29 protein-coding genes, 1 tRNA gene and 1 riboswitch are annotated in these 26529 nt (G+C 69.1%); of the genes, 21 read left to right on the top strand and 9 right to left on the bottom strand.

From position 1 onward, the window contains the following. The first annotated feature begins 184 nt into the window (after nt 1-184). A complete protein-coding gene (locus tag ACIRD7_RS13620) occupies nt 185-2533 on the top strand; it encodes an immune inhibitor A domain-containing protein (RefSeq protein WP_403452956.1) in 2349 nt (782 codons plus the stop codon). A gap of 122 nt (nt 2534-2655) precedes the next feature. Continuing rightward, nucleotides 2656-3000 (top strand): hypothetical protein, encoded by a 345-nt coding sequence (locus ACIRD7_RS13615; RefSeq protein WP_403452955.1) that lies wholly within the window; start codon nt 2656-2658, stop codon nt 2998-3000. A 103-nt stretch (nt 3001-3103) separates the two neighbouring features. On the opposite strand, the gene ACIRD7_RS13610 is transcribed toward ACIRD7_RS13615, so the two are convergent. Together ACIRD7_RS13610 and ACIRD7_RS13605 are read right to left on the bottom strand one after the other, a co-directional pair. Then, entirely contained in the window at nt 3104-3694 is a 591-nt protein-coding gene (locus ACIRD7_RS13610; RefSeq protein ID WP_403452954.1) for a nicotinamidase, read from the bottom strand. A 136-nt stretch (nt 3695-3830) separates the two neighbouring features. Next, nucleotides 3831-5237: a nicotinate phosphoribosyltransferase gene (locus tag ACIRD7_RS13605; RefSeq protein WP_403452953.1), complete on the bottom strand. Its 1407-nt coding sequence runs from the start codon at nt 5235-5237 to the stop codon at nt 3831-3833. A 93-nt stretch (nt 5238-5330) separates the two neighbouring features. Between ACIRD7_RS13605 and clpS the strand changes: the two genes are divergently transcribed. The 7 genes from clpS to ACIRD7_RS13570 all read left to right on the top strand — a co-directional run bounded on the left by clpS (nt 5331) and on the right by ACIRD7_RS13570 (nt 10259). Beyond that, nucleotides 5331-5648, top strand: coding sequence for an ATP-dependent Clp protease adapter ClpS (gene clpS / locus ACIRD7_RS13600; RefSeq protein WP_403452952.1), 318 nt, complete (start codon nt 5331-5333; stop codon nt 5646-5648). 12 nt (nt 5649-5660) lie between these two features. Beyond that, the gene (locus tag ACIRD7_RS13595; RefSeq protein WP_403452951.1) at nt 5661-6269 is read left to right on the top strand and encodes a DUF2017 domain-containing protein; all 609 of its coding nucleotides are present in this window, start codon (nt 5661-5663) and stop codon (nt 6267-6269) included. A 351-nt stretch (nt 6270-6620) separates the two neighbouring features. Continuing rightward, nucleotides 6621-8060 carry an amino acid permease gene (locus ACIRD7_RS13590; RefSeq protein WP_403452950.1) on the top strand — a complete coding sequence of 480 codons (1440 nt, stop codon included), beginning with the start codon at nt 6621-6623 and terminating at the stop codon, nt 8058-8060. A gap of 231 nt (nt 8061-8291) precedes the next feature. After that, nucleotides 8292-8714: a Mov34/MPN/PAD-1 family protein gene (locus ACIRD7_RS13585; protein ID WP_403452949.1), complete on the top strand. Its 423-nt coding sequence runs from the start codon at nt 8292-8294 to the stop codon at nt 8712-8714. A 98-nt stretch (nt 8715-8812) separates the two neighbouring features. Further along, entirely contained in the window at nt 8813-8908 is a 96-nt protein-coding gene (locus ACIRD7_RS13580) for a putative leader peptide (protein ID WP_316959376.1), read from the top strand. A 116-nt stretch (nt 8909-9024) separates the two neighbouring features. Then, nucleotides 9025-9303 (top strand): MoaD/ThiS family protein, encoded by a 279-nt coding sequence (locus ACIRD7_RS13575; protein WP_403452948.1) that lies wholly within the window; start codon nt 9025-9027, stop codon nt 9301-9303. A gap of 5 nt (nt 9304-9308) precedes the next feature. Beyond that, the gene (locus ACIRD7_RS13570; RefSeq protein WP_403452947.1) at nt 9309-10259 is read left to right on the top strand and encodes a PLP-dependent cysteine synthase family protein; all 951 of its coding nucleotides are present in this window, start codon (nt 9309-9311) and stop codon (nt 10257-10259) included. Nucleotides 10260-10335: 76 nt separating this feature from the next. Here the strand turns inward: ACIRD7_RS13570 and ACIRD7_RS13565 are convergent, their stop codons facing one another. Further along, nucleotides 10336-10809: a type II toxin-antitoxin system PemK/MazF family toxin gene (locus ACIRD7_RS13565; protein WP_403452946.1), complete on the bottom strand. Its 474-nt coding sequence runs from the start codon at nt 10807-10809 to the stop codon at nt 10336-10338. Nucleotides 10810-11084: 275 nt separating this feature from the next. On the opposite strand from ACIRD7_RS13565, the gene ACIRD7_RS13560 reads away from it, so the two are divergent. After that, a complete protein-coding gene (locus tag ACIRD7_RS13560; protein ID WP_403452945.1) occupies nt 11085-11837 on the top strand; it encodes an MBL fold metallo-hydrolase in 753 nt (250 codons plus the stop codon). A 101-nt stretch (nt 11838-11938) separates the two neighbouring features. Here the strand turns inward: ACIRD7_RS13560 and ACIRD7_RS13555 are convergent, their stop codons facing one another. Both ACIRD7_RS13555 and ACIRD7_RS13550 read right to left on the bottom strand, forming a co-directional pair. Further along, complete coding sequence (locus ACIRD7_RS13555; protein ID WP_403452944.1) at nt 11939-13192, bottom strand: PTS transporter subunit EIIC; 1254 nt, start codon at nt 13190-13192, stop codon at nt 11939-11941. A 123-nt stretch (nt 13193-13315) separates the two neighbouring features. Beyond that, a complete protein-coding gene (locus tag ACIRD7_RS13550; RefSeq protein WP_403452943.1) occupies nt 13316-14608 on the bottom strand; it encodes a PTS transporter subunit EIIC in 1293 nt (430 codons plus the stop codon). A 150-nt stretch (nt 14609-14758) separates the two neighbouring features. Between ACIRD7_RS13550 and ACIRD7_RS13545 the strand changes: the two genes are divergently transcribed. The 4 genes from ACIRD7_RS13545 (at nt 14759) to rdgB (ending at nt 17124) form a co-directional block, all read left to right on the top strand. After that, nucleotides 14759-14992, top strand: a complete 234-nt coding sequence (locus ACIRD7_RS13545; protein ID WP_094217805.1) for a glucose PTS transporter subunit EIIB — start codon at nt 14759-14761, stop codon at nt 14990-14992. A gap of 86 nt (nt 14993-15078) precedes the next feature. Then, nucleotides 15079-15834 carry a ribonuclease PH gene (gene rph / locus ACIRD7_RS13540; protein WP_403452942.1) on the top strand — a complete coding sequence of 252 codons (756 nt, stop codon included), beginning with the start codon at nt 15079-15081 and terminating at the stop codon, nt 15832-15834. 147 nt (nt 15835-15981) lie between these two features. Then, nucleotides 15982-16386 carry a hypothetical protein gene (locus tag ACIRD7_RS13535; RefSeq protein WP_403452941.1) on the top strand — a complete coding sequence of 135 codons (405 nt, stop codon included), beginning with the start codon at nt 15982-15984 and terminating at the stop codon, nt 16384-16386. Between the two features lie 132 nt (nt 16387-16518). Next, nucleotides 16519-17124 carry an RdgB/HAM1 family non-canonical purine NTP pyrophosphatase gene (rdgB, locus tag ACIRD7_RS13530; protein WP_403452940.1) on the top strand — a complete coding sequence of 202 codons (606 nt, stop codon included), beginning with the start codon at nt 16519-16521 and terminating at the stop codon, nt 17122-17124. Nucleotide 17125: 1 nt separating this feature from the next. Here rdgB and ACIRD7_RS13525 read toward each other — a convergent pair. Then, nucleotides 17126-17212, bottom strand: a tRNA-Leu gene (locus tag ACIRD7_RS13525). 39 nt (nt 17213-17251) lie between these two features. Continuing rightward, the gene (gene bcp / locus ACIRD7_RS13520; RefSeq protein WP_403452939.1) at nt 17252-17719 is read right to left on the bottom strand and encodes a thioredoxin-dependent thiol peroxidase; all 468 of its coding nucleotides are present in this window, start codon (nt 17717-17719) and stop codon (nt 17252-17254) included. A gap of 95 nt (nt 17720-17814) precedes the next feature. Here bcp and ACIRD7_RS13515 point away from each other — a divergent pair, with 95 nt between their 5' ends. The 3 genes from ACIRD7_RS13515 to ACIRD7_RS13505 all read left to right on the top strand — a co-directional run bounded on the left by ACIRD7_RS13515 (nt 17815) and on the right by ACIRD7_RS13505 (nt 19049). Then, nucleotides 17815-18144, top strand: a complete 330-nt coding sequence (locus ACIRD7_RS13515) for a DUF3618 domain-containing protein (protein ID WP_403452938.1) — start codon at nt 17815-17817, stop codon at nt 18142-18144. Between the two features lie 54 nt (nt 18145-18198). Continuing rightward, entirely contained in the window at nt 18199-18555 is a 357-nt protein-coding gene (locus ACIRD7_RS13510) for a GroES family chaperonin (RefSeq protein WP_403452937.1), read from the top strand. 64 nt (nt 18556-18619) lie between these two features. Beyond that, a riboswitch (guanidine-III (ykkC-III) riboswitch) is annotated at nt 18620-18693 on the top strand. 35 nt (nt 18694-18728) lie between these two features. Continuing rightward, nucleotides 18729-19049, top strand: a complete 321-nt coding sequence (locus ACIRD7_RS13505; RefSeq protein WP_171397540.1) for a multidrug efflux SMR transporter — start codon at nt 18729-18731, stop codon at nt 19047-19049. A gap of 10 nt (nt 19050-19059) precedes the next feature. On the opposite strand, the gene ACIRD7_RS13500 is transcribed toward ACIRD7_RS13505, so the two are convergent. After that, nucleotides 19060-21432 (bottom strand): transglycosylase domain-containing protein, encoded by a 2373-nt coding sequence (locus ACIRD7_RS13500; protein WP_403452936.1) that lies wholly within the window; start codon nt 21430-21432, stop codon nt 19060-19062. Nucleotides 21433-21664: 232 nt separating this feature from the next. Between ACIRD7_RS13500 and ACIRD7_RS13495 the strand changes: the two genes are divergently transcribed. Genes ACIRD7_RS13495 through ACIRD7_RS13480 form a run of 4 tightly spaced genes read left to right on the top strand, consistent with a single transcriptional unit; the run spans nt 21665 to nt 25052 of the window. Continuing rightward, nucleotides 21665-22465 (top strand): ABC transporter permease, encoded by an 801-nt coding sequence (locus ACIRD7_RS13495; RefSeq protein ID WP_403453085.1) that lies wholly within the window; start codon nt 21665-21667, stop codon nt 22463-22465. Next, the gene (locus ACIRD7_RS13490) at nt 22458-23279 is read left to right on the top strand and encodes an ABC transporter permease (protein WP_403452935.1); all 822 of its coding nucleotides are present in this window, start codon (nt 22458-22460) and stop codon (nt 23277-23279) included. Before ACIRD7_RS13495 ends, ACIRD7_RS13490 begins: the two co-directional genes overlap by 8 nt. An 8-nt stretch (nt 23280-23287) precedes the next feature. Beyond that, nucleotides 23288-24298 (top strand): ATP-binding cassette domain-containing protein, encoded by a 1011-nt coding sequence (locus tag ACIRD7_RS13485; protein ID WP_403452934.1) that lies wholly within the window; start codon nt 23288-23290, stop codon nt 24296-24298. Between the two features lie 34 nt (nt 24299-24332). Continuing rightward, nucleotides 24333-25052, top strand: a complete 720-nt coding sequence (locus ACIRD7_RS13480) for a DUF1707 domain-containing protein (protein WP_403452933.1) — start codon at nt 24333-24335, stop codon at nt 25050-25052. A gap of 27 nt (nt 25053-25079) precedes the next feature. Here the strand turns inward: ACIRD7_RS13480 and ACIRD7_RS13475 are convergent, their stop codons facing one another. Beyond that, nucleotides 25080-26417, bottom strand: coding sequence for an SGNH/GDSL hydrolase family protein (locus ACIRD7_RS13475; RefSeq protein WP_403452932.1), 1338 nt, complete (start codon nt 26415-26417; stop codon nt 25080-25082). Nucleotides 26418-26529 lie beyond the last annotated feature (112 nt).

Below are 26529 nucleotides of genomic sequence, written 5' to 3'. Positions count from 1 at the left end.
ATCGTTGTTCGCTAAACGAACATCGACTCCGCATAATGCAATTGACCTGTCCAAGTCAAGGTCTGTCTTTTCTGCTTAACCTCTAGTCAAATGTCGTCACTTGACTACACGCGTTGATCACGCGCGCGGATCCTCCATGACCAGGACCCTCCTTCCGCGCGCCCGGCGCGGGGGAGGATCTCAAGTGACCAGTAGACCCTGGACGTTCAGAACGGCGGCAACCGCCGTCGCGCTCGCCACGGCGGCGGCCACGTTCTCGACCTTCGCGGTGGCTCAGGCCGACGAAGGTGCGCCGGCCTCCGTGGAGCGGCACGACCCGGCGGACAACACCCACGCCGAGCACAACCTCGAAGGCCCGATGAGCAAGACTCAGGAGGCCCAGCGCGAGGAAGCCCTGAAGCAGGTCATATCCGGCGACGCCAAGGTGACCAAGCGCGAGGGCTCGCAGGTCGTCCAGCTCAAGAGCAAGAAGGGCGACAGCAAGTACGTCGAGCTCGGCCGCGAGAAGACCGACAAGATCTTCACGATCCTGGTCGAGTTCGGCGACAAGCTCAGTGAGTTCGGCGGCACGCCCGGCCCGTCCCACAACCAGATAGCCGAGCCCGACCGCGCCCTGGACAACTCCACGGCGTGGAAGAAGGACTACAACCAGAAGCACTACCAGGACCTCTACTTCGGCACCGGCAAGAAGACCGAGTCGGTGAAGAAGTACTACGAGAAGCAGTCCTCGGGCCGCTACTCGGTCGAGGGCGAGGTCTCCGACTGGGTCAAGGTCCCCTACAACGAGGCCCGCTACGGCAACAACGCCTGCGGCCAGACCAACTGCTCCAGCGTCTGGAACGTCGTCAGCGACGGTCTGAACGCGTGGGTCGCCCAGCAGAAGGCAGCTGGGAAGACCGACGCCGAGATCAAGGCGGACGTCCAGCAGTTCGACCAGTGGGACCGCTACGACTTCGACGGCGACGGCGACTTCAACGAGGCCGACGGCTACATCGACCACTTCCAGGTCGTGCACGCCGGTGAGGACGAGTCCGCGGGCGGCGGCGCGCAGGGCACCGACGCCATCTGGGCCCACCGCTGGTACGCGTTCGGCACCGACGCGGGTGCCACCGGCCCCGCCGGCAACAAGCTGGGCGGCGCGAAGATCGGCGACACCGGCGTCTGGGTCGGCGACTACACGGTCCAGCCCGAGAACGGCGGCCTGGGTGTCTACGCCCACGAGTACGGCCACGACCTCGGTCTGCCGGACCACTACGACACCACCGGCAACGGCGACAACTCCACCGGCTTCTGGACCCTGATGTCCTCCGGTTCCTGGCTCGGCACCGGCAAGAACGAGATCGGTGACCTGCCGGGCGACATGACCGCCTGGGACAAGCTCCAGCTGGGCTGGCTCAAGTACGACACCGCCAAGGCCGCCACGAGCTCGTGGCACAAGCTGGGTGTCGCCGAGTACAACACCAAGCACAAGCAGGCTCTTGTGGTCGAGCTTCCCAAGAAGAAGGTCACCACCGAGATCGTGGCGCCGGCGCAGGGTGCGAACCAGTGGTGGAGCGGCAGCGGTGACAACCTCGCCAACACCCTGAGCCGTTCCGTGGACCTCACGGGCAAGGCCTCCGCCTCGCTGACGCTGGACGGCTGGTACGACATCGAGGCCGAGTACGACTACCTCTACACCGAGGTCTCGACCGACGGCGGCGCCAACTGGACGGCCGTCGACGGCACCGTCGACGGTGCGGCCATCCCGAAGGACGCCAGCGGCAAGCCGGCGCTCACCGGCACGGTCGACGCGTACAAGAAGCTGGTCTTCCCGCTGGACGCCTACGCCGGCAAGAAGATCGACCTGCGCTTCCGCTACCAGACGGACGGCGGCGTGGCCCAGAAGGGCTTCGCGGCCGACCAGATCACCGTGACCGCCGACGGCGCCGCGGTGTTCTCCGACAACGCCGAGGCCGCGGACGCCGCTTGGAAGACCAAGGGCTTCTCCCGCATCGGCGCGTCCATCACGGACGACTACGCGCAGTACTACATCGCCGAGAACCGTCAGTACGTCTCGTACGACAAGGTCCTCAAGACCGGCCCGTACAACTTCGGCTTCGCGGGGACCCGTCCGGACTGGGTGGAGCACTACGCGTACCAGAACGGCCTGTTGATCTGGAAGTGGGACACCTCCCAGGCGGACAACAACACCAGCGCCCACCCCGGTGTCGGTCTGGTCCTGCCGATCGACTCGCACCCGGCGGCGCTGAAGTGGACCGACGGCACGGTGATGCGCAACCGCATCCAGTCCTACGACTCGCCGTTCAGCAAGTTCCGTACGGACGGGATCAACCTGCATAACTCGGACGTCCTGACCAAGGTCCCGTCGCGTCCGGGGGTCTCGGTCTTCAACGACCGCGCCAACACGTACTACGACGCGCAGACCCCGACCGCCGGTGTCAAGATCACTGACACCAACACCAAGATCAAGATCACCAAGGAGGCCAAGGACGGCTCCACGATCGAGCTCGAGGTCGGCCCTGCGGTGAAGTAATCGACATCTTCGCAGGTCAGAGCATGATCGGCGGCGACCCCCTGGCGGGGTTGCCGCCGGTCGTGTTTAGGTGCACCCTGTGCTTCCCTTATTGACACCGACTCGCACGGGGGTGTGACCGCATGGCCGCAGGAGGTTTCTGCAAGCTGCCGACCGGCAGCGTGGTGGTGGCTCTGAACCTGCCCAGACCCACCGCCGACGGCACGGGCTGCGTCCGTGTCCTCGTCCACGCCCAGAACCGCGCCCGAGCCCTGACCAGGCTCCGCAACCTGGGCATGCGCGCCGTGTACCTGCGCGGCAACGCCGCCCCGCCGACCCCGGACGAGATCACAGCCGTCCTGCACCACCCCGACGGCCTGATATGGCGAACGGCCCCTGACAACGGTGTCCCCATGGCCCCGGAACTGATGCAGGAGCTGTGGCACCCGATCAGGGCCCTGCTGAGAAGGCCCGCTGCAACCCCGTAAGGGGCGCGGGGCCGTATCGATATGCGGCTGCCGCCGCGCGGGCGCGACCAGCCATGACGCGCCCGCAGACGCTCGACGGCCGATGGCTCCCCCTCGCGGCGCGCTACGCCACGACAGGCTTCCCGGTGAGCTCCACGCCCGCCTCCCGCATCTCGTCCAACGCCCGCTCCGTGGTCTCCGTGGCCACCCCCGCGGTCAGATCCAGCAGCACCTGCGTACGGAACCCCTCCCGCACCCCGTCCAGCGCGGTGGCGCGCACGCAGTGGTCCGTGGCGATGCCCACCACGTCCACCTCCGAGACCTCCCTGGCCCGCAGCCAGTCGGCCAGCTTCACGCCGTTCTCGTCGGTCCCCTCGAACCCGCTGTAGGCCGCCGCGTACGCCCCCTTGTCGAACACCGCGTCGATCGCGCCGGAGGCGACCGCGGGGGCGAAGTTCGGGTGGAAGCCGACACCCTCCGTGCCCGCGACGCAGTGCGCCGGCCAGGAGTGCGCGAAGTCGGGGTGGGCCGAGAAGTGGCCGCCCGGGGCGATGTGGTGGTCGCGGGTGGCCACGACGTGCTGGTAGCCGGAACCGGCCGCCTGCCCGATCAGCTCGGTGACGGCGGCGGCCACATCGGCTCCGCCGGACACGGCGAGACTGCCCCCCTCGCAGAAGTCGTTCTGCACGTCTACGACGATCAAGGCGCGGCGCATGGTCGGTGTCCTTCGGTTATGGACGCTGGGGTCGGGACGGAGAAAGCCTGCGGGCCCGGCCGTGAACTTCCGAGCCTAGAGACTTCGGCTGCGGTGCGGGAGGGGGCATGGAGTGAGCGCGCCGGGCGCACTCGCTTCACGACCCCGCCCGGCCCTCCGAGCGCCCGTTGACATATTCCGTCGGAATGACTGGTTCCCCGCGCGACAGCTGCGTCGCGGACAGCGGCAGGCCGGCGCGGGCGGCCGCGTGCCGGTCCCGTACGACGTCCAGGGGCTCGCGTGCCAGCACCTCGCCGCCCTTGATCAGCTCGACCAGCAGCTGCCGTTCGGCGAGCTCGTCCGGCACCGTCCCCGTGCCGATGACCTCGGCCTCCGCGGCGCCGTACGCGTCGAGGCGGCGCGCCGCCCACTTGCGTCCGCCGATGGAGGTCTTGCCGCCGGTCGACTTCTTCGCCACCGGTACCAGCGGGGCCGCGGGGTCGGTGGACTCGGCGCGCGCGACCAGCTTGTAGACCATCGAGCAGGTCGGATGCCCGGACCCGGTCACCAGTTGGGTGCCGACGCCGTACGCGTCCACCGGCGCCGCCGCCAGCGAGGCGATGGCGTACTCGTCCAGGTCGGACGTCACGATGATCTTGGTTCCGGTCGCGCCCAGCTCGTCCAGCTGCTGGCGGACCCGGTGCGCGACCAGCAGCAGGTCGCCCGAGTCGATGCGGACGGCGCCCAGCTCGGGCCCGGCGACCTCCACGGCCGTACGGACCGCCTCCGCGACGTCGTAGGTGTCCACGAGCAGTGTGGTGCCCCGGCCCATGGAGCTGACCTGGGCCTGGAAGGCGTCGCGCTCGCGGTCGTGCAGCAGGGTGAAGGCGTGGGCGCTGGTGCCGACCGTGGGGATCCCGTAGCGGAAGCCGGCGGCCAGGTCGGAGGTGGAGGCGAAGCCGCCGAGGTAGGCGGCCCGGGCCGCGGCCACCGCGGCCAGCTCGTGGGTGCGGCGGGCGCCCATCTCGATGAGCGGGCGGTCACCGGCGGCCGACGACATGCGGGAGGCGGCGGCGGCGATCGCGGAGTCGTGGTTGAGGATGGAGAGGATCACCGTCTCCAGCAGCACGCACTCGGCGAAGGTGCCCTCCACCCGCATGATCGGCGAGCCCGGGAAGTAGACCTCGCCCTCGGGGTAGCCCCACACGTCGCCGGAGAACCGGTAGTCCGCGAGCCAGGCGAGGGTCTGCTCGTCGAGGATCTTCCGCTCGCGCAGGAAGCCGATGACGTCCGCGTCGAAACGGAAGTTCTCGACGGCGTCCAGGACGCGGCCGGTGCCGGCCACGACGCCGTAGCGCCGCCCCTCGGGCAGCCGCCGGGTGAAGACCTCGAACACGCTCCGCCGCTCGGCCGTGCCCGCCTTGAGGGCCGCCTGCAGCATCGTGAGCTCGTACTGGTCCGTGAAAAGCGCCGTCGACGGAACGCCCACCCGTCGCCCGCCACCGCCCTTCTGAGGATGCGCTTCGCGCCCTTCTTCTGGCAGCCCAAGGTCCGCTGTGTTCATGGCAATCGATGGTACCCCCATTTCGTCAGTCTGACGATTTGGTCCCCCGGGGTTAGCCGAGGATTTGTGCGACCACCCCCCTCCGGTGGCAGCATGGGCACTGTGACGTCACCCGCTCCCGTAGAGATCGAACGCACCGAACCGGCGGAAGAGACCTTCGCCGTACCCGAGCCGGACGTCCCCTGGGTCACGATCGTGCACAACGACCCGGTCAACCTCATGAGCTATGTGACGTACGTCTTCCAGACGTACTTCGGCTACACCAAGGACAAGGCCACCAAGCTCATGCTCGATGTCCACCACAAAGGCCGGGCGGTCGTCTCCAGTGGCAGTCGCGAGGAGATGGAACGCGATGTGCAGGCGATGCACGGCTACGGTCTGTGGGCCACCCTGCAGCAGGACCGGAAGTAGCGAATCGTCTTCATGCCAGGAACCTTCGAACCGCTCCCCGGCGGCGGCGCGGCCGTCGCCCTCGACGACGTCGAGATCTCCATCATCCGGTCGCTGGCCGTGCAGCTCCTGGAGCTCATCGGCCCCGGCCCCGGCGAGGACGCCCCCGACGACCCGCTCGCCGAGCTGTTCGCCGAGGGCCCGAGCGAACCGCCGGCCGACCCGGTCCTCAAACGCCTGTTCCCGGACGCCTACAGCGACCCCGAGGGCACCCCGCAGGCCAAGGAGGCCGAGGAGCAGCGGGCGTACTCCGCGGAGTTCCGCCGCTACACCGAGAACGACCTGCGGGCCGGCAAGCGGGACAACGCGCTCGCGGTGGTCCGCTCCCTTGACGCGCTCAGCTCCGCCTCCGCCGGTGAGGGCGGCGCGGTGCTCAAGCTCTCCGTCGAGGAGTCCCAGCAGTGGCTCGGCGCCCTGAACGACCTGCGCCTGGCCATCGGCTCCCGGCTGGACATCGCCGACGAGGACGACACGGATCTGCTCTACCGGCTCCCGGACGAGGATCCGCGCAAGCCGATGGTGATGGCGTACCTGTGGCTGGGCGGGCTCCAGGAGACCCTGGTCGGGACTCTGATGCCGTAATTCGCGACCCTCTCGCGACCTTCTTGTGCCTGTTTGTGATGCTTTTGTGTTCGCTCAGCGGACGCTCAAATCCGGATAACGATCGTGTCACCGCCGCCACCTGCTATGGGTGGCGGCGGTGCGTTTTGTCCGGTTCTTCCTGTGCGATGTGCCACACGGCCGAAAGCCGATCACTGTGACGGCCGTGATAAATCTTCACGACGCCCGGCGAACACCACCCGAATGTTCGGCCGGGTGCGCCATGTGGCCGACGGATCGTCGGCCGGGCACAGCTCCAGCAATCCGGGGGGATCGAGACCCGATCCGGGGCCGACGAAGGTCCGGGTCGGCATGGAGAAAGGCGCACTACACATGACCTCTGCGAAGGTCACTGACGAGAAGGCCACGGGTGCCCCCGAAGAGGGGTACGAGCGAGGACTCGGCAGCCGTCAGGTCCAGATGATCGCGATCGGCGGCGCCATCGGCGTCGGCCTGTTCATGGGCGCCGGGGCGAACATCGCCAAGGCCGGCCCCAGCATCATCCTCATGTACGCCCTCGCGGGCGTCGTCATCTTCTTCATCATGCGGGCCCTGGGCGAACTGCTCCTCTACCGGCCCGTCTCCGGCTCCTTCGCCGAGTACGCCCGCGAATTCCTCGGCCCGTTCTTCGGGTTCGTCACGGGCTGGACGTACTGGCTCATGTGGGTGGTCACCGGCATGGCCGAACTCACGGCCGCCGCGATCTACATCCACTTCTGGTTCCCCGAGATCCCGCAGTGGGTCAGCGCCCTGGTGTTCCTGGTGGTGCTCTTCGGGGTCAACCTGATCTCCGTCAAGATCTTCGGCGAGGTCGAGTTCTGGTTCTCGATGATCAAGGTCACGGCCATCATCGGCATGATCGTCATCGGCCTCGGCGTGCTCACCCTCGGCTTCTCCGACGCCGGTGACACCGCCACCGTCTCCAACCTCTGGTCGCACGACGGCTTCTTCCCGAACGGCATCGGCTCCAGCCTGATGACGCTCCAGGGCGTCATGTTCGCCTACCTCGCCGTCGAGCTCGTCGGCGTCACCGCGGGCGAGTCCGAGAACCCCGAGAAGACCCTGCCCAAGGCCATCAACACGCTGCCCTGGCGCATCATCGTCTTCTACGTCGGCGCCCTGCTGGTCATCCTGTCCGTCGTGAAGTGGACCGAGTTCTCCGCGGGCGAGAGCCCCTTCGTCCACGCCTTCGGCAAGATCGGCATCCCGCTCGCCGCGGGCATCGTCAACTTCGTGGTGCTCACCGCGGCCCTGTCGTCCTGCAACTCGGGCATGTACTCCACCGGCCGCATGCTGCGCGACCTGGCCGCCAACAGCGAGGCCCCGCAGGCGTTCGGCAAGCTGAACTCCCGCAAGACGCCCGCCGTCGGCATCACGGTCTCCGTGGCGCTCATGGGCATCGGCGTGGTCCTGAACTACGTCGTCCCGGAGAAGGCGTTCACCTACGTCACCTCCGTCGCCACCGCGGCCGGCATCTGGACCTGGATGATGATCCTCGTCAGCCACATCCGCTACCGCGCGGCGGTCGACGCGGGCCGGCTGCGCGCCTCGTCCTTCCCGGCTCCCGGCGGTGCGCTCTTCAGCTGGGTCGCGCTCCTCTTCCTCATCGGCGTGACCTTCATGATCGCGTACGACAAGGACGCGCGGATCTGCCTGTACGTCGCGGCCGGCTGGGCTGTGGCCCTGGGCGTCGGCTGGGCGGTCCTCAAGAGCCGCAACCCGCAGATCGCGGCGCGCGCCGGCGACGAGCCGGAGCTCGAAAAGGTCGGCTAGGCGCTCCGCTGAAAGGGCCGCGCAGGGTCGTCGCTCGTCTGCGGCTCCGATGTGGCTGATCGCGCAGTTCCCCGCGCCCCTTCAGGGCGTTGCCGAGCTGCCCGTCCAGGACGTCCCGCCTTCGGGAGCACTCGTGGCGCTCCCGGCGGCTGCCGCTCAGGGCGTCCGGCATGTGGGCCGCCCCGTACCATCCCTCGGTACGGGGCGGCCCCTCTGCTTATCCTGACGGGCATGCTGACCATCACCCAGGCCCTCGTCGACCAGATCGTCGCCCACGCCCGCAAGGACCACCCCGACGAGGCGTGCGGCGTCGTCGCGGGCCCGGCCGGCTCGGACCGCCCCGAGCGCTTCATCCCGATGCTGAACGCGGCCATGTCGCCCACGTTCTACGAGTTCGACTCCGGCGACCTGCTCAAGCTCTACCGCGAGATGGACGACCGCGACGAGGAGCCGGTGGTCATCTACCACTCCCACACCGCCACCGAGGCCTACCCCTCGCGCACCGACATCTCCTACGCCAACGAGCCCGGCGCCCACTACGTCCTCGTCTCCACCGCCGACACCGACGGCCTCGGCGACTTCCAGTTCCGCTCCTTCCGGATCGTCGACCGCGAGGTGACGGAGGAGGAGGTCAAGGTCGTCGAGGCGTACTGAGCCGGTCTGAACAGCACGGTCTCACTCCCCGGCCCTGAACCGTCCGCGATGTGGGATCACATTCCAAAAGCCGGACCGGGAATCGATACGATGACCCCATGGTTTTTCACGACGTGAGCGAAAAGACGCCGGGCATGCTGCTCGTGGCGCGGCTGCACGTCGACCTGTGCAGGCTCGCCAGCGCCATCTGTTGACGCGACCCCTGCCGCCGTACGGCCGTGAGCCGCGGCGCCTCACACACGCACCACCTCCGCTGTACTGCGCTGCCGCGCGCCCCCGACTGACTAACTCCCGACAGGAGCCCTGAGCCATGGCCATCGAGGTCCGCATCCCCACCATCCTCCGCACCTACACCGACGGTCAGAAGGCGGTGGAGGGCAGCGGTGACACCCTCGCCGAGCTGTTCACCGACCTCGAGAGCCGGCACGCGGGCATCCAGGCGCGCATCGTCGACGGCGACCAGCTGCGCCGCTTCGTCAACGTCTACCTGAACGACGAGGACGTCCGCTTCCTCGACGGCATCAACACCAAGCTCGCCGACGGCGACAACGTCACGATCCTGCCGGCCGTGGCCGGCGGCATGGCCTGATCCGAATGCGCTACGACTCCCCGCTCGCCGCGGTGGGCAACACCCCTCTGGTGTGCCTGCCGCGGTTGTCGCCGTCCGAGGACGTCCGCGTCTGGGCCAAGCTGGAGGACCGCAACCCCACCGGCTCGGTCAAGGACCGTCCCGCCCTGCACATGATCGAGCAGGCGGAGAAGGACGGCCGTCTCACCCCGGGCTGCACGATCCTGGAGCCCACCAGCGGCAACACCGGCATCTCGCTCGCGATGGCGGCCAAGCTCAAGGGCTACCGCATGGTCTGCGTGATGCCCGAGAACACCTCGCAGGAGCGCCGGGACCTGCTCGGCATGTGGGGCGCGGAGATCATCTCGTCCCCGGCCGCGGGCGGCTCCAACACCGCCGTACGGGTCGCCAAGGAACTCTCGGCCGAACACCCCGACTGGGTGATGCTCTACCAGTACGGCAACCCCGACAACGCGGGCGCGCACTACGCCACGACCGGCCCGGAGATCCTCGCCGACCTCCCCTCCATCACCCACTTCGTCGCCGGCCTCGGCACCACCGGCACCCTCATGGGCGTCGGCCGCTTCCTGCGCGAGCAGAAGCCCGACGTGAAGATCGTCGCCGCCGAACCGCGCTACGACGACTTGGTCTACGGCCTGCGCAACCTCGACGAGGGCTTCGTCCCCGAGCTGTACGACGCCTCCGTCCTGACCACCCGCTTCTCGGTCGGCTCGGCCGACGCGGTCACCCGCACCCGTGAACTCCTCCAGCAGGAGGGCATCTTCGCGGGCATCTCCACCGGGGCCGCGCTGCACGCCGCGATCGGCGTCGGAAACAAGGCGCTGAAGGCGGGGCAGTCCGCCGACATCGTGTTCGTCGTGGCCGACGGCGGCTGGAAGTACCTCTCCACCGGCGTCTACACCGCCGCCACCACGGAAGAGGCCATCGAGACGCTCCAGGGGCAGCTCTGGGCGTGAGCCGGTCCGCCGGCTCGGGGTCCGCGAGGCCCTGACGGCAGGGTTTCGGCCCTGCCGGGGCGAGTGACGGCGCCCGCTACGAGAGGTGACGGACCTGGTCCCACACGACCGGGTCCATCACTCCGACCCGTCGCCGGAAGTCCCCCACCGGTACGAGCCGCAGCTCGGCCGTCTCCAGGAAGCTGGCCCGGCCCCGGGCGTCCCCGACCGTGCCCGGCGGCAGCGGGATGACTCCGTACCGCTCGTCGCGGTACTTGCTGGTGATCTTCGCGACGGTCACATGCTGCCCGCGCACCGCGAGCACCAGACACGGCCGGTCCTTCGCCCGCCCGTTCCCCGAGGCGCCGCGCGCCGCCCCGTCCTCGTACGGCACCCGCGCCCACCAGATCTCGGCGGGCTCCGGCCGCGCCCGCCTCGGCCGTTCGGACCTCCCCGGCGGCCGGATCCGCCGCCCCTTGGGCCGCCGTCCGCGCCCCCACCCGTCCACGAGCGCGGCGATCAGTGCGAGCAGCACCACCGCCGCGAGCGCCGGCCACCATGACGTGTCCATACGGACGAAGGTACCGGCGCGCCCCCACCCGCGCGCGCCCTCCGCACCCCCGTCCCCGCCGCTCGCCACCCTCGTGTGCGAGTGCTTCGTACGTACCTGCCGTTACTCGCGTCCCATATCCAGCCGAACGCGTGACACCACAGGTGAGTTCGCCCACAACAGACCTTTGCGGAGGAGCGACCGGAGGTTTTGCGCCTTACGCTCGACAAACCGCACGACCCCCGACGCCCCATTCCCGATCTTCTGGATTTCCCGCCAGCGGAGGTTTCTGTTTCATGAAGCTCACCGTCGTCGGCTGCTCGGGGTCGTTCCCGTCCGCGGAATCGGCCTGCTCGAGCTACCTCGTCGAGGCCGACGGCTTCCGGCTGCTTCTCGACATGGGCAACGGTGCCCTTGGTGAGCTGCAGCGCCACTGCGGTCTCTACGACCTCGACGCGATCTTCCTCAGTCATCTGCATGCCGACCACTGCATCGACATGTGCGCGTATTTCGTCGCGCGCTACTACCGGCACGACGGCGGACGCTGCGACCCGATTCCGGTCTACGGACCCGAGGGCACCGAACACCGACTGACCACCGCCTACGCCGACACCCCCACCGCCTCGTCCATGAGCGAGGTCTTCGACTTCCACACGGTCAAGCCGTCCACCTTCGAGATCGGCCCGTTCACGGTGCACACGGAACGCGTGGCCCACCCGGTGGAGGCGTACGGCATTCGCATCGAGCACGCTGGAAAGACGCTGACCTACTCGGGCGACACGGGCATCAGCACCGCCCTGGACGAACTCGCCCGCGACGCGGACCTGTTCCTGTGCGAGGCCGCTTTCACGCACGGCAAGGAGAACATCCCGGACCTGCACCTCAACGGCCGTGAGGCGGGTCAGTCGGCGGCGCGGGCGGGTGCCCGGCGGCTGGTCCTCACCCACATCCCGCCGTGGACGGACCCGCAGGTCAACCTGGCCGACGCGCGCGAGGTCTACGACGGCCCGGTCCACCTCGCGGCGCCGCGGCAGACGTACGAGATCTAGCCTTTCCAGCCCGGCCCGTGCGGGGTTCAGGCCCGTATGCGCGCCGAAGGCCCCGGAACCTTCCCGGTTCCGGGGCCTTCGTCATGCCGTACGGCTCACCCTCACGCCTTGGTGAGGTCCTCCAGCTCCTCCTCGGGCTCGCGGCCCGGGGTGGGGAGGTTCCACTTCGTGATGGCGAAGCGGAAGACGGAGTAGTAGATCGCGGCGAAGACGAGGCCGATCGGGATGATGAGCCATGGCTTCGTCGCCAGGTTCCAGTTGAGCGCGTAGTCGATGAAGCCCGCGGAGAAGGTGAAGCCCGCGTGGACGCCGAGGGCCCAGGTGATCGCCATCGACAGAGCGGTGAGGACCGCGTGGATCACGTACAGCACCGGGGCGATGAACATGAACGCGAACTCGATGGGCTCGGTGACGCCGGTGACGAAGGAGGTCAGGGCGAGCGAGATCATCATGCCCATCACGGCCTTGCGGCGCTCGGGGCGGGCGCAGTGCGCGATGGCGATGGCGGCGGCCGGCAGGCCGAACATCATGATCGGGAAGAAGCCCGACATGAACTGACCGGCGGTCGGGTCACCGGCGAAGAAGCGGTTCAGGTCGCCGTGCACGATCTCACCGGCGGCGTCCTTGAAGTCGCCGAGCTGGAACCAGGAGACGGTGTTCACGAACTGGTGCATGCCGACCGGGATCAGCGCGCGGTTGATCAGACCGAACAGACCCGCGCCCACGGCGCCGAGACCGGTCATCCACTCGCCGAAGTCGGCGATGACCTCACCGATCGGCTCCCACACCAGGCCGAAGAAGACACCCATGAGGGTGCCGACGAAGGCCATGATGATCGGGACGAGACGGCGGCCGTTGAAGAAGCCGAGCCAGTCCACCAGCTTGGTGCGGTGGTAGCGCTGCCACAGCACGGCGGCCAGCAGACCCATGACGATGCCGCCGAGGACACCGGGGTTGTTGTAGGTCGCGGCTATGTCCGCGCCGGCCTGAACCTTGGCCTCGGTGACGGGGAACGCCTTCAGCACGTTGCTGTAGACCAGGAAGCCGACGAGCGCGGCGAGCGCGGTCGAGCCGTCCGACTTCTTGGCGAAGCCGATCGCCACACCGATGCAGAACAGCATCGGCAGGTTGTCGAAGATCGCGCCACCGGCGGTGGCGAACACGGCCGCGACCTTGTCCCAGCCGAGCCCGTCCTTGCCGAACACGTCGGGCTGGCCGAATCGGAGCAGAAGGCCCGCGGCCGGGAGAACGGCGATCGGCAGCTGAAGGCTGCGGCCGACCTTCTGAAGGCCCTGGAACAGACCGGAGCCCCACTTCTTCGTGGGGGCCGCCGTTGGCGAGGTGGCGGTGCTCATAGACTTCCTCCATCGGGTGGTGGTCTACACCACTCAGTGGTGTAGACCTGTTGTAGCACGATGAAGGTGAGATAAGGAACCCGCGATTCCCAAGGGTTTTCTGGACCGTTATCAAGCCCTTTTTCAGACCTTTGTGACGTCCTCGACCTGGTCCTCGGGCTCCCGGCCCGGCGTCTTGAGATCGAACTTCGTGATCGCGAAGCGGAAGATCACGTAGTAGACGGCTGCGAAACACAGGCCGATCGGAATCATCGCCCACGGTTTCGTCGCCAGGTTCCAGTTGATGATGTAGTCGATGAGGCCGGCCGAGAAGCTGAAGCCGTCGTGGACGCCCAGGGCCCAGGTCACCGCCATCGACACGCCGGTCAGCACCGCGTGGACCACGTACAGCATCGGGGCGACGAACAGGAACGAGTACTCGATCGGTTCCGTGATGCCGGTGACGAACGACGTCAGTGCCACCGACAGCATCAGCCCGCCGACCTCCTTGCGGCGGTTCGGCTTCGCGCAGTGCGTGATGGCGAGCGCGGCGGCCGGCAGGGCGAACATCATGATCGGGAAGAAGCCCGAGGTGAACTGGCCGGCGTCCGGGTCGCCCGCCAGGAACATGTTGATGTCGCCGTGCACCACCGTGCCGTCCGGCTTGGTGTAGCTGCCGAACTGGAACCAGATGGGCACGTTGAGGAACTGGTGCAGACCGACGACCAGCAGCGCCCGGTTCGCGACACCGAAGACGCCCGCGCCCCAGGCGTCCAGGCCGTCCATCCAGTCGCTGAAGCTCTCCAGCGCGTCACCGATCGGCGGCCAGATCCACAGGCACAGCGCCGCGAACGCGATCGCCACGAAGGCCATGATGATGGGGACGAGGCGCCGGCCGTTGAAGAAGCCGAGCCAGTCCACCAGCTTCGTTCGGTGGAAGCGCGCCCAGAAGAACGCGGCGAGCAGGCCGATCATGATGCCGCCGAACACGCCGGGGTTCTGGTACTCGAAGACGGTCACCGAGCCGTCCTGCACCTGGCAGCCGACGTTCGGGACCGCTTTCGAGCCCTCGGGGCAGTCCTCCGGGAACTGGCGCAGCACGTTGTAGTAGACGAGGAACCCCGCGACTGCCGCCAGCGCCGTCGAGCCGTCGGACTTCTTCGCCATGCCGATGGCCACGCCGATGCAGAACAGCAGCGGCAGCCCGAGCGAACCGTCCAGCAGCGCGCCGCCCGCCCCCGCCATCACCTTGGAGACATCGGTCCAGCCCAGCCCGTCGTCGCCGAACACGTCAGGCTGGCCAAGGCGGTTGAGGATGCCGGCGGCGGGCAGGACGGCGATGGGGAGCTGGAGGCTGCGGCCCATTTTCTGCAGGCCCTGGAACGCGGAGTTCCAACGGGCGCGCGCCGGGCTGATGGCGGAGCTGTCGGCACTCATGGACGCCCCTCGGTAAGGTGGTGTAGACCAGTTGACGGACGGTTCCGCTGTCGTGAACGCCATCCTTCGGTACGGACGACAGGACCGCTCGCGAAGTTGGGCCAACTGTGGGTTACTGCGACAAAGCGGTTCGGATCAGGGAGAAGCAACATGGCCAGCAAGGCTGAGAAGATCGTCGCCGGGCTCGGTGGCATCGACAACATCGAGGAGATCGAGGGCTGCATCACCCGGCTCCGCACCGAGGTCAGCGACCCCTCGCTGGTCAACGAGGCCGCCCTGAAGGCCGCCGGCGCCCACGGCGTCGTGAAGATGGGCACCGCCATCCAGGTCGTCATCGGCACCGACGCCGACCCGATCGCGGCGGAGATCGAAGACATGATGTGAGCCTCCCGGTTCACCGGAAGGGGCCCCTTCCCTGGCGATCGCAGCCGAGGGAGGGGCCCCTTCCGTATGGGGGCTAGGCTCACGCCATGGCAGTTACCTCCTCAGTTACCCGAATCGACGGCCGCACCCCCGAGCAGCTCCGCCCGGTCACCATCGAACGTGCCTGGAGCAAGCACGCGGAGGGCTCCGTCCTCGTCTCCTTCGGCGACACGAAGGTCCTGTGCACCGCCTCCTTCACCGAAGGCGTCCCGCGCTGGCGCAAGGGCAGTGGTGAGGGCTGGGTCACCGCGGAGTACGCCATGCTGCCGCGCGCCACCAACACCCGCGGCGACCGCGAGTCCGTCCGGGGCAAGATCGGCGGCCGTACGCACGAGATCAGCCGCCTCATCGGCCGTTCCCTGCGCGCGGTCATCGACTACAAGGCGCTCGGCGAGAACACGATCGTCCTCGACTGCGACGTCCTCCAGGCCGACGGCGGCACCCGCACCGCCGCCATCACCGGCGCCTACGTCGCCCTCGCCGACGCCGTCGCCTGGGCCCAGGGCCGCAAGCTGATCAAGCCCGGCCGCAAGCCGATCACCGGCACCGTCAGCGCCGTCTCGGTCGGCATCGTCGGTGGCGTCCCGCTCCTCGACCTCCGCTACGAGGAGGACGTGAAGGCCGACACCGACATGAACGTCGTCTGCACCGGCGACGGCCGCTTCGTCGAGGTCCAGGGGACCGCCGAGGCCGAGCCCTTCGCCCGCGAGGAGCTCAACGCCCTGCTGGACCTTGCCGTTTCGGGCTGCGGGGAGCTGGCGGAACTCCAGCGCAAGGCGCTTGATACCGTCCTCGAAAAGTAAAGGACGCACCAAGTAGAGCCTCAGCCGCGGGCAACCGCGCGGCCCTTCCCGGCGTCACTAGGGGTACGGGCGTACGGCACACCGCTGTGCGCCCGGCCAGTGGACACGGGGGCCTGCGAGGCCTGTGCAGGGAGGGGATCGTCAAGCATGGCCACGAGCAGACGCCGCCGGAGCCGTATAGCCATAGCCGCCGCAGCCGTTGTGGCCGTCGGGCTGACGGCCGGGCTGACCACCGGCTGCGACGCCGTCAACAAGGCGCTGGACTGCGTCCAGACCGCCGAGGCCGTCGCAGACAGCGTCACGGAACTCCAGCAAGCCGTGGACAGCGCGTCGAACGACCCGACGCAGATCGACGAGGCCATCGTGTCCATCGGGGACAACCTCGACGAGATCGGCAGCAAGACGGACAACGCCGACCTCGACAAGGCCACCGAGGACATGCGCAAGGCCTTGACCGAGGTCCAGACGGCCGTCGAGAACGGTGACACCACACCTGACATCAGCGGGGTCACGGACGCGGCGGGCGAACTGACGAAGGTCTGCACGCCGTAAAGCTGCGCTGGCTGGGCCCCGAGCGTCTGCCTGGTTGCGGTGCCGGGGCCGGTTCGGGTGCGTCGTGGCCGGTCGCGCAGTTCCCCGCGCCCCTGTCGGGGCGCGGCCCGGCCCGATCACTACTGTGAGGCCATGACCCGCCTCATCCTCGCCACCCGCAACGCCGGCAAGATCACCGAGCTCCGGGCGATCCTCGCCGACGCAGGTCTCGATCACGACCTCGTCGGCGCGGACGCCTACCCGGAGATCCCCGACGTCAAGGAAACCGGCGTCACCTTCGCCGAGAACGCCCTGCTGAAGGCGCACGCCCTGGCGCAGGCGACCGGGCTGCCCGCCGTCGCCGACGATTCCGGGCTGTGCGTCGACGTGCTCAACGGCGCCCCCGGCATCTTCTCGGCCCGCTGGTCCGGCCGGCACGGCGACGACAAGGCCAACCTGGAGCTGCTGCTCGCCCAGCTGGCCGACATCGACGTCGTCCACCGCGGCGCCCACTTCGCCTGCGCGGCCGCACTCGCGCTGCCGGACGGCACGGAGCGGGTGGTCGAGGGGCAGCTCAGGGGCGTCCTGCGGCACGCGCCCGCCGGTACCAACGGCTTCGGGTACGACCCCATCCTCCAGCCGGAGGGGGAGAGCCGCACGTGTGCCGAGCTGAGCGCGGAGGAGAAGAACGCGATCAGCCACCGCGGCAAGGCGTTCCGGGCGCTCGTGCCCGTCGTGCGGGAGCTGCTCGCGCAGTAGTTGGTGCGGCCGGAGGGACTCGAACCCTCACGGGTGTTACCCCACTGGGACCTAAACCCAGCGTGACTGCCAATTCCACCACGGCCGCGTGACCTTGCCCGGCCATGCTACTGGCCGGGCCGGGCGGTCAGACGCCCAGATCCTTGATGATCTTCGCCACGTGGCCGGTCGCCTTGACGTTGTACAGCGCCCGCTCGACCTTGCCGTCCTCGTCGACGACCACCGTCGAGCGGATGACGCCCACGACCGTCTTGCCGTAGAGCTTCTTCTCGCCGAAGGCGCCGTAGGCCTCCAGGACCTTCTTGTCCGGGTCGGCCACCAGCGTGACCTTCAGGGACTCCTTCTCGCGGAACTTGGCGAGCTTCTCCGGCTTGTCGGGGGAGACACCGATGACGTCGTAGCCGGCGCCGGCCAGCAGCTCCAGGTTGTCCGTGAAGTCACAGGCCTGCTTGGTGCAGCCGGGCGTCAGGGCGGCCGGGTAGAAGTAGACGATGACCTTGCGGCCCTTGTGGTCCGACAGGGACACCTCGTTGCCGTCGGCGTCGGGCAGGGTGAAGGCGGGGGCCACGTCCCCCGGCTGGAGTCGCTCGCTCATCGGACCAGCGTAACCGGGGAGCCTGACAGTGCGGTCCGGCGAGGAACTGACAGACTGTCCGGAAACAGCATCAGCTTCACTTCGGAGGCCGTACGGTGGCGGACACGTCGGACACCAGAACACCGGCGCAGATCGAGGCGGACATCAAAGCCCGCCGAGCAGCGCTGGCCGAGACGCTCGACGAGATCGGGGTGCGCGTGCACCCGAAGACGATCGTCGGCGACGCCAAGGCCAAGGTCGTCTCCAACATCGACCACACCCTCGGACGTGCCTACGTCGAGGTGAACCGGGCCGTGAGCGGCGTGACGGCCAGGTTCACCGACGAGGAGGGCGCACCCCGGCTCGAGCGCATCGTGCCCGTCGCCCTCGTCGCCGTCGGTCTCGTGGGCCTGCTGGCCCTCGGCACCCGGCGCCGCAAGGGCTGAGCGACGGCGGACCCGACGGCGTACGCGGGCGGCAAAGGCAGGTAGGTTCAAAGCGTGAGCGCCAACAGAAACGAGCACAGCACCCAGCACGACAAACTGCCCATCCGGATGCTGCACGACCGAGTACTCGTGCGGCAGGACACCAACGAGGGTGAGCGGCGGTCCGGTGGCGGCATCCTGATCCCCGCCACGGCGGCCGTCGGCCGTCGGCTGGCGTGGGCCGAGGTCGTCGCCGTGGGGCAGAACGTACGGACCGTGGAGACTGGCGACCGGGTCCTGTACGACCCGGAGGACCGCGCCGAGGTCGAGGTGCGCGGGGTCGCGTACGTGCTCATGCGCGAGCGCGATCTGCATGCCGTGGCCGCGGACCGGTTCGAGGGGTCGGAGGACTCCACGGGGCTCTACCTGTAGTCCGGCTCCTGCCTGTGGTTCGACGGTAGAAAGGGGCTGGTGACCATGGTCACCAGCCCCTTTCTCGTTTCCTTTGTTAGCTTTGAAGGACCCCCGACGAGACGCGCCGTACCGGGACGAAGGCAAAGACGACGCACCGCCGATCCCCGTCGTACGTCTCGGAGGTGCCTGTCATGGCCTGGGTTCTGCTCGTCGTCGCCGGTCTGCTCGAAGTGGGCTGGTCGATCGGCATGAAGTACACCGACGGATTCACCCGGCTCGTCCCCAGCCTGTTCACCGGCGCCGGCATCGTCGCCAGCATGCTGCTGCTGTCCTACGCCGCGCGCTCCCTGCCCATCGGTACCGCCTACGGCGTGTGGGTGGGCATCGGCGCCGCCGGCGCCGCGGTGGTCGGCATGGCCGTGCTCGGGGAGCCGGCCACCGCCGCGCGGATCTTCTTCGTCTGCCTGCTGCTCGTCGCCGTGGTGGGGCTCAAGGCGACCAGCGGTCACTGAGCCCCGGCGGTCACGGCCGGCGCAGCAGCGTCCCGGCCGTGTTTCCGGACGTCGCCCCGCCTCCACCGGTGTCGGTCCCGCCGGTGGAGGTGTCGTCGCCCGTCCCGCCGGTGTCCGTGCCGCCGGTCGTGTCGCCCGTGGTGCCGGCGTCGGTACCCCCGTCGGTGCCGCCCGTGTCCGTGCCGCCGTCCGCACCGCCGTCGGTGGTCCCCCCGTCGGTGGTGCCGCCGGTGGTGTCGCCCGTGGTGCCGCCGTCGGTCTCACCCGGGGTCTCGCCCCCGGTCTGGCCCTCGGTGTCCTGGCCGCCGGTCGTCGGGTCGCCGGTGGTGCCGCCGTTGTCCTGGCCGCCCGTGCCCGGGTCGCCCTGGGTCGGGTCGGTCGTCGGGTACTGCGGTACGTCGGCGCCCTCCGCGAGCTGCAGGTCGAAGTCGCTGACCGGCTTCCCCTCCAGCGCCTCCTTCGTGTACTGGGCCCAGATCTCGGTGGGCGCGCCGCCGCCGTTGATGCGGTCGAGGCCCATCGCGCCGTACAGCGACTTGTGCCGGGCGGTCACCGGGTCCTGCCCCATGACGGAGACGACGGTGGCGAGGTCGGGGGTGTAGCCGGCGAACCAGGCGGCGGTGTCCTCCTCGGCCGTACCGGTCTTGCCCGCCGCGGGACGCCCCGCTGCCTGGGCGGCGGTCGCCGTGCCCTGGTCGACGACGCTCTGCAGGACGGACGTCGTGGTGTCGGCGGCCTCGCGGCTGACGGCCTGGGTGGTCTTGCGCTTGGGCAGCTCGATGACGTCGGCGCCGTCCTTGGTGATCTTCTCGATCATCGTGTACGTGCCGTGCTTGCCGTGGTTGGCGAGCGTCGCGTACGCCTCCGCCATGTCCAGGACGCTGGCGGTGGCGGTGCCGAGCGCGATCGAGGGGTACGGCTGGAGGTCGGGGGTCGCGGCCGGCAGACCGAGTGCGACCGCGGTGTCCTTGACCTTCGCGGGGCCCACGTCGACCGCCATCTGCGCGTACACCGAGTTCACCGACTTGTCGGTGGCCTCGCGCACCGAGATGTCGCCGTAGGAGACGTCGTCCTCGTTCGCCGGGTCGTAGCCGCCGCTCCAGCCCTGGACCGGGCGCTTGTTGGTGCCGTCGTAGATCGTGTACGGCGTGATCGGGCGGCCGTCCTGCGTGGTCGAGCCGTTCTGCACGGCCGAGGTGAACACGAAGGGCTTGAAGGTGGAGCCGACCTGGAAGTCCCTGCGGGTGGCGTTCGGGGTGTACTGCTTGACGTAGTCGATGCCGTTGTACATCGCGACGACCTTGCCGGTCTTCGGGTCGACGGAGGCGCCGCCCGCCCGGACGTAGGTGTCGACCTTGTTGTTCTTCTTGTCCAGCTTGGACATCAGCTGGTCGTCGACGGCCTTGACGAAGGCGTCCTGCCGCTTCTTCTGGAGGGTGGTGGTGATGCGGTAGCCGCCGGCCTCCAGCTCCTCCGCGCTGACGATCTTGTTCTGGGTCAGGTAGTCCTTCACGATCTGCACGATGTAGCCGCGCTGACCGGACAGGCTGGTGGACGTCGCGGCCTCCTTCGGCATCGGGAACTTCATGCCCGCCCGCTTGCTCTCGTCGAGCCAGCCCTTGGTGACCATGCCGTCCAGCACGTAGTTCCAGCGGGCGACGGCCGCGGACTTGTTCTCCGGGTGGGCGATGACGTCGTACTCGCTGGGCGCGTTGACCAGCGCGGCCAGATAGGCGGCGCGGGCCGGGTCGAGGTTTTTGGCGTCCATGCCGTAGTAGGCCTGGGCGGCGGCCTGGATGCCGTAGGCGTTGCGGCCGAAGAAGCTGGTGTTGAGGTAGCCCTCCAGGATCTCGTCCTTGGTCTTCTCGCGATCCAGCTTGATCGCGATGATGAACTCCTTCGCCTTGCGCGTGACGGTCTGGTCCTGGCGCAGGTAGTAGTTCTTCACGTACTGCTGGGTGATCGTGGACCCGGACTGCTTGCCCTTGCCGGTGGCCGTGTTCCACGCGGCGCGCAGCATCGCCTTGGGGTCGACCGCGGACTCGCTGTAGAAGTCGCGGTCCTCGGCGGCGAGGATCGCGTGCTGGGCGTCCTTGGAGATCCGCGCCAGGGTGACGTTCTCCCGGTTGACCTCGCCGTCGCGGGCGATCACCGAGCCGTCCGCGTACATGTAGACGTTGGCCTGCTTGGTGGCGAGCGCGTTGGCCGGCGGGATCTTGACCATGGAGTAGGCGAGGAAGAACAGGCCGACGACCAGCAGTACGCCGATGACGAAGGTGCCGAGCACCATGCGCCAGGTCGGGATGATGCGCCGCCAGCCCGTCCGCTTCGGCCGTTTCGGCTTCTCGGACGGCTCCTGCTGCGGCTGCGACTCGTCGCTCATGTCGTGCACGGACTCCTGTTTCGCGTCGTACGTTCCCGTACGCCCTCGTACGCCTGCTGCGCCCCCATTGAAGACTCTCGCAGCGGGCGCTCCGTTCCCGGAAAACGCGCGTGTCACCGGAAAGTGACCAGACTCTCGCGCCGGGTTCCCCGGAAATTGGCTGGCAGCCCTGCTCGGCCGCCCACTAGGCTCCTGCGCTTCGGTGCCAGAAGCGGCGAGGAGGGCTGTGGATGTGGGCTCGTGGCGGTTGTACACAGCCGTCGCGGTAGGCGGCTTCCGACGGTACGCGACCTACCGGATGGCCACCGCGGCCGGGGTGTTCACCAACACCGTCTTCGGCGTGATCCTCGTCTACACCTATCTCGCGCTGTGGGACGAGCGACCGCATCTCGGCGGGTACGACCAGACGCAGGCCGTCACCTATGTGTGGCTGGGCCAGTGCCTGTACGCCACGCTCGCCATCCAGGGCGGCGGCGCCGAGAAGGACCTCATGGAGCGCATCCGCACCGGTGAGATCGCCGTCGACCTGTACCGGCCGGCCGACCTCCAACTCTGGTGGCTGGCCGGGGACATGGGGCGGGCGCTGTTCCAGATGCTGGGCCGGGGCGTGGTCCCGTTCCTGTTCGGCGCGCTGTTCTTCCCGATGGCGCTGCCCACGGACGTCACCCCCTGGGCCGCCTTCGCGGTGACGCTGCTGCTGGCCGCGGTCGTCAGTTTCGCGATCCGCTATCTGGCCGCGCTGAGCGTGTTCTGGCTGATGGACGGAATGGGCGTCAACCAGGCCCTGATGATCACCGGGATCTTCTTCTCCGGCATGGTGCTGCCCCTGAACGCCTTCCCGGGGGTCTTCGGCGAGATCGTACGGGCGCTGCCGTGGGCGGCGCAGATCCAGATGCCGGCGGACGTGCTGATGGGGGAGACCGCGCCGCTCGGGGCGTTCGCCTTCCAGGCGGTGTGGGCGGTGGTGCTGCTGGCCGCGGGGCGGCTGCTGCAGTCGGCGGCGACGCGACGGGTGGTGGTGCAGGGTGGGTGAGCGCGGCGCGCTGCTCGAAGGACTGCGGGCCTACCGGCTGATCGCCGGGATGTGGGTGCGCTCCAGCATGACCTACCGCACCTCCTTCGCCGTCACGGTGCTCGGCAACCTGATGGTGACCGGCCTGGACTTCGTGGCGATCCTGCTGATGTTCTCGCAGGTCGACACCCTCGGCGGCTGGTCGCTGCCGGAGATCGCCCTGCTGTACGGCCTGTCGGCGACGTCCTTCGGGATCGCCGACCTGGTGCTCGGCTCGATGGACGTCCTGGGCGCCCGGATGCGCGACGGCTCCTTCGACACGCTGCTGGTGCGGCCCGCGCCGGTGCTCGCGCAGGTCGGCGCGGACCGGTTCGCGCTGCGCCGGCTGGGCCGGATCACCCAGGGCGCGCTGGTGCTGGGCTGGGCGCTGGTGTCGGCCGACATCGACTGGAGCGCCGCGAAGGTGCTGCTGGTGCCGGTGATGGTGATCAGCGGCGCGGCGATCTTCTCGGCGCTGTTCGTGGCGGGCGCGGCCTTCCAGATACTCGCGCAGGACGCCGCCGAGGTGCAGAACGCGTTCACGTACGGCGGCACGACCCTGCTGCAGTACCCGCCCACCGTGTTCGGCAAGGACCTGGTGCGCGGCGTGACCTTCATGCTGCCGCTCGCCTTCGTCAACTGGGTGCCCGCCGCCCATGTGTTGGGGCGGCCGTATCCCATCGGCCTGCCCGCGTGGACGGCCTTCGCCTCGCCGCTGGTGGCGGCGGGCTGCTGTGCCCTGGCCGCGCTGGCGTGGCGGGCCGGGCTGCGGTCGTATCGGAGTACGGGGAGTTAGGGGCAGCGATGGCGGACCACGACGAGGCGTTCATCGAACTCGACGGCGTCGAGAAGGTCTTCGACGTGCGCAGGAAGACCGGTTTCCTCAAGCGGGAGCGGCGGCAGGTGCGGGCCGTCGACTCGATCTCCTTCCGCGTGGCGCGTGGCGAGATGGTCGGCTACATCGGGCCGAACGGCGCCGGGAAGTCGACGACGATCAAGATGCTGACCGGCATCCTGACCCCCAGCGGGGGCCGCCTGCGCGTGGCCGGCATCGACCCGTCCCGCGAACGGACCCGCCTGGCGCACCGCATCGGGGTGGTGTTCGGGCAGCGGACGACCCTGTGGTGGGACCTGCCGCTGATCGACTCCTACAAGCTGATGCACCGCATGTACCGCATCCCGGACGCCCGTTACCGCGCGAACCTCGACCGCCTCGTCGAACTCCTCGACCTGGGCGCGCTGCTGGACGTCCCCGTACGGCAGCTCTCCCTCGGCCAGCGGATGCGCGGCGACATCGCGGCGGCGCTGCTGCACGATCCCGAGGTGCTGTACCTGGACGAGCCGACGATCGGGCTGGACGTGATCTCGAAGGCCAAGGTCCGGGACTTCCTGCGGGAGTTGAACACCGAGCGCGGCACCACGGTCCTGCTGACCACGCACGACCTCCAGGACATCGAACAGCTCTGCTCGCGGGTGATGGTCATCGACCGCGGGCGGCTGATGTACGACGGCCCGCTCGACGGGCTGCACGAGGTGGGCGAGAGCGAGCGGACCCTCGTGGTCGACCTGGAGCGCGAGCTGCCGCCGATCGAGGCGGCGCCCGCGCGCGTGGTGAAGGTGGAGGGGCCCCGGCAGTGGCTGGCGTTCCCGGCCGGCGAGTCGGCGGCGGCGCTGGTGGCGCGGATCGCCGCGGAGTATCCGCTGGTGGATCTGTCGGTGCGGGAGCCGGACATCGAGGCCGTGATCGCGAAGATGCTGCATTCACTGGGGGACACCCCCAAACCCCCGGAACAGGCCGAGCGGGCGATCTCGTAGCCCCGGGCCGGGGGTAACTCGTAGGCTGCTGTGCATGAGCGACGATGCCCCGGAGCTGCGAGCCTCCGACGCCGATCGTGAACGAGTCGCCGACGTCCTGCGGGACGCCCTCGCCGAGGGGCGGCTCGACATGGAGGAGTTCGGGGAACGCCTCGACGCCACGTACAAGGCGCGTACGTACGGGGAACTGGCGCCGATCACCCGGGACCTGCCCGTCGGCGCGGTGGCCGTGCCGAAGGTCGACATGGTCAAGAGGGACGGTTCCCCGGACGGGAGTTGGGCGGGCCGGATCGTCGGCGGCGAGGGGTCGTCGACGTGGGGCATCGCCGTGATGTCGGGGTTCCAGCGCAAGGGGCGGTGGACCGCGCCGAAGCGGTTCAACTGCTTCGCCTTCTGGGGCGGCGGTGAGATCGATCTGCGGGAGGCGAACTTCGCGGACCGCGAGATCGTGATCAACTGCGTCGCGATCATGGGCGGTATGGAGGTGATCGTGCCGCCGGGGGTCGAGGTCGAGGTGCGCGGGATCGGGATCATGGGGGGCTTCGACCACCCCGAGGAGACCGCCCAGGACGAGCCCCAGCCCGGCGCGCCCCGGGTGATCGTGACCGGATTCGCCTTCTGGGGCGGGGTCGGGGTGGAACGGAAGCTGACCCGGGCGCAGAAGCAGGAGCTCCGGGAGGAGCGGCGCCGGGAGAAGCTGGAGCGCCGGGCCGAGCGGCGTGAGCTGCGCGGGTCCGGGCCGGACGAGGACTGAGCCTGCGCCCGGCGCGGCCCGCTCCCGCTACAGCTCCGCCGGAGCCGCGCCCTTGAGGTCCTGCAGGTTGAAGGACTGCGCCATCTGCTCGTAGCCCTTGTCGCTCGGGTGGAGGTGGTCGCCCGAGTCGTAGTCGGGGCGGAATCTGCGGGGGTTGTACGGGTCCCGCAGCGCCTTGTCGAAGTCGGCGACCGCGTCGAAGACCCGGCCGGCCCGGATCTCGGCGTTGATCCGCTGCCGCACGTCGTCGCGGGCGTCGGTGTAGCCGCGGTGGCCCTGGAAGGGCATCAGGGTCGCGCCGACGACCTTCAGGCCGCGGGCGTGGGCCTGGCGGACCAGGGCGCGCAGGCCGTCGAGGATGCGCTCGGGGTCGGCGAGCTTCGGGTTGCGCAGGATGTCGTTGACGCCGAGGTCGATGACGACGACCTTGACGTTCGTACGGGAGAGGACGTCGCGTTGGAAGCGGCCGACGCCCGCCTGGTTGTCCGCGGGGCGCCCGGAGCCGCTGGCGAGGATCTGGTTGCCGCTGATGCCCTGGTTGACGACGCTGTAGCGCGGCACGTCCTCGCCCGCCGCGACCGCCGCGCGCAGCCGGCGCGAGAGGACGTCCGTCCAGCGGAGGTTGGCGTTCTCGGTGGAGGTGATGCCGTCGGTCAGCGAGTCGCCGAAGACCACGACGGTGCCGTCGGACTCGTGGCTGAGGACGTCCAGCGCGGTCACATAGCGCCACACCCCGGTCCGTTCGGTGTACGCCGCCCCGGTCGCGTCCTCGGTGACGTCGCCCTGGGCGAGGAAGCTGATCTGGCGGGCGTGCGGGTGGAAGGTGACCGGGCCGGAGGGGGTGGGGGTGTAGGTGGTGACCAGGATGTCGGCGTCCGCGGGGACCACCAGGCGTACGGCGTCGCTCAGCACCTGCCGGCCGGGCGGGATCACGACGGTGGCGTTGCCGCCGAAGGTCAGCCGCCGCATGGTGTCCGCGACGGCGGCCGCGGTTCCTGGGGAGGCCGCCACCGCGATCGACGCGTGCGTGATCGTCAGCGCCGACTGGCCGTAGAGATTGGACAGCGTGATGCGGGCACTCGTACCGCCGACACTGGTGTGCACGACGTTGCGGACCGACCGGCCCGCCATGCCCCGGACCTCGGTGCCTGCCTCGGCGCCGACGGGGGAGGCGGACCAGGCGCCGACCCAGATGCCGGTGGAGGCCGGGGCGGCAGGGCCGCGCTGGCTGCCCTGGCGGGTGGGGGTGCTCTTGCCGGTGGCGCTGCCGTGGTCGGAGGCGACCCCGACGTATATGGCGGCGGACACCGCCACGATCAGGGCGATGATCGCGGATAGCAGGGCATAACCGTTTCGCCTGGTCATGCGGTGCGTTTCTCCTCGGGCGGATGGGAGCCCGAGGCTCCGATGTGATCACCTAATGATGCGTCATAAGGCGGAGAGGAGTTGCACGGACCCCCCATTGGGCCGCCGGAGT

Origin of the sequence: Streptomyces sp. NPDC093568 (assembly GCF_044764945.1) — a bacterium.
GTDB lineage: Bacteria > Actinomycetota > Actinomycetes > Streptomycetales > Streptomycetaceae > Streptomyces.
This window is presented reverse-complemented; position numbering and strand designations above follow the sequence as displayed.

Bases quoted from the DNA above. Each gene is read 5' to 3' on its own strand.
- ACIRD7_RS13615 (WP_403452955.1), top strand. From the start codon at position 2,656: ATGGCCGCAGGAGGTTTCTGCAAGCTGCCGACCGGCAGCGTGGTGGTG.
- ACIRD7_RS13610 (WP_403452954.1), bottom strand. From the start codon at position 3,694: ATGCGCCGCGCCTTGATCGTCGTAGACGTGCAGAACGACTTCTGCGAG.
- ACIRD7_RS13605 (WP_403452953.1), bottom strand. From the start codon at position 5,237: ATGAACACAGCGGACCTTGGGCTGCCAGAAGAAGGGCGCGAAGCGCAT.
- clpS (WP_403452952.1), top strand. From the start codon at position 5,331: ATGGGCACTGTGACGTCACCCGCTCCCGTAGAGATCGAACGCACCGAA.
- ACIRD7_RS13595 (WP_403452951.1), top strand. From the start codon at position 5,661: ATGCCAGGAACCTTCGAACCGCTCCCCGGCGGCGGCGCGGCCGTCGCC.
- ACIRD7_RS13590 (WP_403452950.1), top strand. From the start codon at position 6,621: ATGACCTCTGCGAAGGTCACTGACGAGAAGGCCACGGGTGCCCCCGAA.
- ACIRD7_RS13585 (WP_403452949.1), top strand. From the start codon at position 8,292: ATGCTGACCATCACCCAGGCCCTCGTCGACCAGATCGTCGCCCACGCC.
- ACIRD7_RS13580 (WP_316959376.1), top strand. From the start codon at position 8,813: ATGGTTTTTCACGACGTGAGCGAAAAGACGCCGGGCATGCTGCTCGTG.
- ACIRD7_RS13575 (WP_403452948.1), top strand. From the start codon at position 9,025: ATGGCCATCGAGGTCCGCATCCCCACCATCCTCCGCACCTACACCGAC.
- ACIRD7_RS13570 (WP_403452947.1), top strand. From the start codon at position 9,309: ATGCGCTACGACTCCCCGCTCGCCGCGGTGGGCAACACCCCTCTGGTG.
- ACIRD7_RS13565 (WP_403452946.1), bottom strand. From the start codon at position 10,809: ATGGACACGTCATGGTGGCCGGCGCTCGCGGCGGTGGTGCTGCTCGCA.
- ACIRD7_RS13560 (WP_403452945.1), top strand. From the start codon at position 11,085: ATGAAGCTCACCGTCGTCGGCTGCTCGGGGTCGTTCCCGTCCGCGGAA.
- ACIRD7_RS13555 (WP_403452944.1), bottom strand. From the start codon at position 13,192: ATGAGCACCGCCACCTCGCCAACGGCGGCCCCCACGAAGAAGTGGGGC.
- ACIRD7_RS13550 (WP_403452943.1), bottom strand. From the start codon at position 14,608: ATGAGTGCCGACAGCTCCGCCATCAGCCCGGCGCGCGCCCGTTGGAAC.
- ACIRD7_RS13545 (WP_094217805.1), top strand. From the start codon at position 14,759: ATGGCCAGCAAGGCTGAGAAGATCGTCGCCGGGCTCGGTGGCATCGAC.
- rph (WP_403452942.1), top strand. From the start codon at position 15,079: ATGGCAGTTACCTCCTCAGTTACCCGAATCGACGGCCGCACCCCCGAG.
- ACIRD7_RS13535 (WP_403452941.1), top strand. From the start codon at position 15,982: ATGGCCACGAGCAGACGCCGCCGGAGCCGTATAGCCATAGCCGCCGCA.
- rdgB (WP_403452940.1), top strand. From the start codon at position 16,519: ATGACCCGCCTCATCCTCGCCACCCGCAACGCCGGCAAGATCACCGAG.
- bcp (WP_403452939.1), bottom strand. From the start codon at position 17,719: ATGAGCGAGCGACTCCAGCCGGGGGACGTGGCCCCCGCCTTCACCCTG.
- ACIRD7_RS13505 (WP_171397540.1), top strand. From the start codon at position 18,729: ATGGCCTGGGTTCTGCTCGTCGTCGCCGGTCTGCTCGAAGTGGGCTGG.
- ACIRD7_RS13500 (WP_403452936.1), bottom strand. From the start codon at position 21,432: ATGAGCGACGAGTCGCAGCCGCAGCAGGAGCCGTCCGAGAAGCCGAAA.
- ACIRD7_RS13485 (WP_403452934.1), top strand. From the start codon at position 23,288: ATGGCGGACCACGACGAGGCGTTCATCGAACTCGACGGCGTCGAGAAG.
- ACIRD7_RS13480 (WP_403452933.1), top strand. From the start codon at position 24,333: ATGAGCGACGATGCCCCGGAGCTGCGAGCCTCCGACGCCGATCGTGAA.
- ACIRD7_RS13475 (WP_403452932.1), bottom strand. From the start codon at position 26,417: ATGACCAGGCGAAACGGTTATGCCCTGCTATCCGCGATCATCGCCCTG.